This is a genomic window from Streptomyces sp. NRRL S-37 (genome assembly GCF_000721605.1).
In the GTDB taxonomy this organism is placed as follows: Bacteria; Actinomycetota; Actinomycetes; order Streptomycetales; family Streptomycetaceae; genus Streptomyces.
This window is the reverse complement of the sequence record NZ_JOIZ01000143.1, coordinates 1-308: the sequence shown is the minus strand read 5'-3', so window position 1 is coordinate 308 and position 308 is coordinate 1. Positions and strand designations below refer to the sequence as shown.

Here is a 308-nt window from a genome sequence, read left to right as displayed (position 1 = left end):
CCGGCGGTGACGGTGGACACGGCGTGTTCGTCGTCGTTGGTGGCGTTGCACTGGGCGGCGCAGGCGTTGCGGTCGGGTGAGTGCTCACTCGCCGTGGCCGGTGGTGTGACGGTGATGTCGACGCCGATGACGTTCGTGGAGTTCTCGCGTCAGGGTGGGTTGTCGGCGGACGGCCGGTGTCGTTCGTTCGCGGATGCGGCCGACGGGGTCGGCTGGTCCGAGGGTGTGGGTGTGCTGGTGCTGGAGCGGTTGTCGGATGCGCGGCGTCATGGGCATCGGGTGTTGGCGGTGGTGCGGGGCAGTGCGGT

1 protein-coding gene is annotated in these 308 nt (G+C 69.8%); it reads left to right on the top strand.

What is annotated here, in order from left to right; all coding sequences use genetic code 11:
• A partial coding sequence (locus IH50_RS0137165) for a beta-ketoacyl synthase N-terminal-like domain-containing protein (RefSeq protein WP_158801451.1) occupies positions 1 to 308 on the top strand: 308 nt, incomplete at both ends.